A 4,204-nucleotide genomic window follows, 5' to 3' on the forward strand; every position below is an offset into this window, starting at 1 on the left:
GCTGGGCCAGGAGGCCGGGGCCGCCAACTGGCGAAAAATAAATGCCAAAATAAATTGGTTGTAAATAATAAACGACCACCGACCTTGTCGGTGGTCGTTTATTATTTACGGAGGCATTCTGATCGCTCGCGGGGGCCTTACGAGGGCCTTCCGTTCCCTTTCCTGGCTGGAAGCTCCCCATGCCATTGCGATTCTGGCTTGCAGCGTCTTGGCCACTCTTTTCATGGAACGGGTCGGCTACCGGATCACCATGATCATCATCTTGGGATTTTTATTGGGAGCCATGGAGCGCATCCGACTATGGCAGGCCTTGACCTTGACCCTCGGTCTTGCCCTCGGTTCTTTCTGGCTTTTCGATTCTTTGCTCAGGGTACCCCTGCCAAGGGGAGGATGGGGGTTTTAATGGAAGCGACGTTCTCAAACCTGGTTCTTGGTTTTTCCACTGTTTTCATTCCGGCGAACATCTTCTACGCGCTGGTGGGGTGTTTGATCGGAACCATGGTGGGCGTTCTTCCCGGAGTCGGGCCCCTCGCCGGGATCAGTATGCTTCTACCCACGACCTTTGGCCTGAACCCAACTTCGGCGATCATCCTTCTGGCCGGAATTTACTACGGTGCCATGTACGGAGGCTCAACGACCTCCATTTTGATGCGCATTCCCGGGGAAGCGGCTTCGGTGGTAACCTGCATCGATGGATACGCCATGGCCCAGAAGGGGCGCGCGGGTCCGGCTTTGGCGATTGCGGCGATCGGTTCGTACATTGCGGGAACGCTCAGCGTTGTGGGACTTATGTTTCTGGCCCCGCCGCTGGCGAAGTTTGCCCTTGCCTTTGGACCTCCTGAATATTTCAGCCTGCTTCTTTGTGGACTCATTGTCCTCAGTTATATGACCGGCGGATCGATCGTGAAAAACCTGGCCATGATCGTTCTCGGTCTCATGTTCGGGATGATCGGCATCGACCAGATGACCGGTTATTTCCGCTTTTCCTATGGACTTGTAGCTCTGGGAGACGGCATCGGAATTGTTCCGGTGGCCGTAGGGCTTTTCGGGATATCAGAAATTTTGGCCACAGCGGGCCAATCTGAAAAGAAGGTGGTTCTAAAACCTCGTCTTCGCGACCTTCTTCCTTCGAAGCAGGAATTCAAAGATTCCGTCGGCCCGATCGGTCGCGGAACCATTCTCGGTTTTCTCATCGGAATCATTCCCGGATCCGCCCATATCATCTCTACGTTCGTTTCCTACGCCATGGAAAGGAGGCTGTCCAAACATCCCGAACGTTTCGGCAAGGGGGCAATTGAGGGAGTCGCCGGACCCGAATCCGCCAATAATGCCGCCAGTGAGGGTGCCCTGGTGCCGATGCTGGCTCTGGGGGTTCCCACCGGCCCCATTCCTGCTGTTTTGTTAGCCGCCTTGATGGTCCACGGGATCAATCCGGGGCCGTTATTCATTAAGGAACAACCGGTGATCTTCTGGGGGCTGATTGCAAGCATGTACGTCGGGAATATGGTTCTTCTTCTCCTCAATCTTCCCATGGTCGGCCTTTTTGTGAATTTTTTGAGGATTCCCTACCGGATCCTGTATCCCACGATTCTGATGTTTTGCGTCGTGGGGGTCTATGCCGTAAATTCCAGCCTTGTGGACGTGGGCATCATGAGCGTCATGGGGGTCATCGGATATCTTTTGCGAAAATTTGATTTCGAGACGGCTCCGATTGTCCTGGGGGTCGTTTTGGCGCCCATCATCGAATTCAGTTTCCGGCAGGCCCTGGCCATGTCCAACGGGGATTACATGATTTTCATCCAGCGACCGATTTCTGCTGTTTTTCTTGTGGTTGCCCTCGTCATGATCCTTCTGGGATTGAAACCCTTGATCTGGAAGAAGAAGGATTGGCGTGAGCGTTTGACCGAAGCGGAGAAAAGCTCCTGATAAAGAGTGAAGGCCAAGAAAATAAAAAAAGAAGGGGGAAGAGATGAAGAAAGTTCTATTTTTGCTGGTATTGACGGCATTTGTTGGCGCCTTGGGCCTGGTTCCGGGAAAGGCGGGGGCGGATGAGCCGTACCCGACCCGGCCGATTCAGGTTATCGTTCCCTTCCCGCCGGGCGGGGTAGCAGATCTGGTGGGCCGTCCCTTGACCACGGCTTTGGAAAAACACCTCAAACAGCCGGTCGTCATCGTCAATAAAACGGGGGCCGGTGGAGCGGTAGGGATGCAGGCTGCAGCCGTTTCCAAGCCGGATGGATATACCTTGATGGTCGCTCTGTCGAGCATTTCGGTGATGCCGGAGGTGGATGTTATGTTTGGCCGGCCGTCGACTTACAAATTAAAAGATTTTGCCCCGATCGCTCTTTTAACCGCCGACCCGACCATTTTCGTAATCAAAAAGGAGGCGCCCTGGAAAACGGTTGCGGATTTGGTGGCCGACGCAAAAAGGCGGCCCAATGAAATCAAGTACAGCTCATCCGGGGTTTATGGGACGATGCATGTGGCCATGGAAATGTTCGCCCATGCGGCGGGCATCAAACTGCGCCATATACCAACAGGAGGCGGCGGGCCGGCTTTGACCTCGCTCCTCGGCGGTCACGTGGATGCCCTCTCCGGCGGGCCCAATGTTTCCATCCCGCCCATCAAAGCAGGGACCCTGCGGGTCCTGGCGAACTGGGGGGAAAAGCGCCTGGCCTCTCTGCCGGAGGTGCCCACCATGAAAGAACTCGGCTACAAGGATGTGGAATTTTACATCTGGTCGGGCTTCTTTGCGCCGGCTGCCACCCCGCCATCCGTTATCAAGGCCCTGCGCGAGGCAACGGCCAAAGCGGTCCAGGCTCCAGAATTCAAGGGGGCCATGGAGAAGATGGACACTCCCATCCTTTACCTGGATGCCCCGGAATTCCAGAAGTTCTGGGATAAAGACGCCGAGAGATTAATCAAAGCCGTCCGCAATATCGGCAAAATCCAGTAAAGACAGGAGGGAAAAATTAGGAGATGGGGAATGAGGGGGTAAGGAGATCGGGGGAAATATATTGTCTTCCCACCTCCCGATCTTCCTATCTCCCTATCTTCCCATCCTTTTTTTAAAAAAGGGGGTTTTATGCAAAAAGTTGGTTTCGCCGGCATCGGCTTGATGGGACAGCAGATGACGCGCCGTCTCTTGATGGCCGGCTTCCCGGTGATGATCTGGAACCGCACCAAAGGGAAGGCACAAAATGTATTAACGGCCGGAGCAGCGTGGGGTGATTCGCCAAAGGCCTTGGCCCAGGCTTGCGATGTGGTCATTACGATGGTCACGGATTCGGCTGCTTCCGAAGAGCTTATTTGCGGCACTGGCGGAGTTCTGGAAGGGGCGCATCCAGGGCTAATACTCATCGACATGGGCAGCATTGCCCCGGAAATGTCCCGGTTGATTGCAGAGCAGACTAAAGCTAAGGGGGTTTCCATGCTGGATGCGCCGGTCACGGGAAATCCTAAAGTCGCTTCCGAAGGAAAACTGGGAATCATGGTGGGAGGACCGAAGGAGACGTTTGACGCCTGCTTGCCGATTTTTCAAGCCATGGGGGTGAAAATCATCCACGTGGGGGAAAACGGCAAAGGGACAACTTTAAAACTGATCAACAACCTGATCATGGGAGTGGCCATCCAAGCCGTAGCCGAAGCTCTGGTGCTGGCCAGCAAAGCCGGAATCGATCCCGTGAAGGTTATGGAGATTACCTCCGTAGGAGGAGCCCGGACGGGAGCCATGGAAACCCGAGGGCCGCGAATGATCAAACATGATTTTTCCCCCCATTTTTCGGTGAACAATATGTACAAGGATCTCTCCACAGCCCTGAAGTTGGCAGAAGAAGTTGGGGTTTCTTTGCCGGCGACGAGCATCACCCGGGAAATGCTAAGAGCCGTGAAATCCCAGGGAAAAGGTGAAATGGACTCGTGTATCGTCATGACCGCCATAGAAGCCATGGCCAACACAGTGGTTAAGGCAAAGGCGTAAAACCTGAAGCGATAATCTGCCCAAGATTTGTAAAAATCTGAAAATTGGGAAATTTAATTTCCCAGGACCTTCCCCAACAAAGTCCTGTTTTTGTTCTCTGCCTAATAGGAAAAATACAAGAAGGAGAAAGAATTATGTTTCAAACTATTCAATTTGCCACACCATCCATCATCTTCGGGATGGATACGATCAACCAGATTGGGCAGCAAGCCAAGAAGCTGGGTG

The 4,204-nt window shown here is 53.7% G+C and carries 4 protein-coding genes; all 4 read left to right on the top strand.

The features are described from left to right. The first annotated feature begins 103 nt into the window (after positions 1–103). On the top strand, positions 104–403 hold the full coding sequence (locus Q7V48_03515) for a tripartite tricarboxylate transporter TctB family protein (GenBank protein ID MDO9209805.1): 300 nt from the start codon (positions 104–106) through the stop codon (positions 401–403). Then, positions 403–1,926 carry a tripartite tricarboxylate transporter permease gene (locus Q7V48_03520; GenBank protein ID MDO9209806.1) on the top strand — a complete coding sequence of 508 codons (1,524 nt, stop codon included), beginning with the start codon at positions 403–405 and terminating at the stop codon, positions 1,924–1,926. The genes Q7V48_03515 and Q7V48_03520 overlap by 1 nt, the downstream gene beginning before the upstream one ends. 43 nt (positions 1,927–1,969) lie before the next feature. Continuing rightward, positions 1,970–2,956 (top strand): tripartite tricarboxylate transporter substrate binding protein, encoded by a 987-nt coding sequence (locus Q7V48_03525; protein MDO9209807.1) that lies wholly within the window; start codon positions 1,970–1,972, stop codon positions 2,954–2,956. A gap of 129 nt (positions 2,957–3,085) precedes the next feature. Further along, positions 3,086–3,979 carry an NAD(P)-dependent oxidoreductase gene (locus Q7V48_03530; protein ID MDO9209808.1) on the top strand — a complete coding sequence of 298 codons (894 nt, stop codon included), beginning with the start codon at positions 3,086–3,088 and terminating at the stop codon, positions 3,977–3,979. Positions 3,980–4,204 lie beyond the last annotated feature (225 nt).

It is taken from the genome of Deltaproteobacteria bacterium (genome assembly GCA_030654105.1).
Taxonomy (GTDB): domain Bacteria; phylum Desulfobacterota; class SM23-61; order SM23-61; family SM23-61; genus JAHJQK01.

Bases quoted from the DNA above. Each gene is read 5' to 3' on its own strand.
- Q7V48_03520 (MDO9209806.1), top strand. From the start codon at position 403: ATGGAAGCGACGTTCTCAAACCTGGTTCTTGGTTTTTCCACTGTTTTC.
- Q7V48_03525 (MDO9209807.1), top strand. From the start codon at position 1,970: ATGAAGAAAGTTCTATTTTTGCTGGTATTGACGGCATTTGTTGGCGCC.
- Q7V48_03530 (MDO9209808.1), top strand. From the start codon at position 3,086: ATGCAAAAAGTTGGTTTCGCCGGCATCGGCTTGATGGGACAGCAGATG.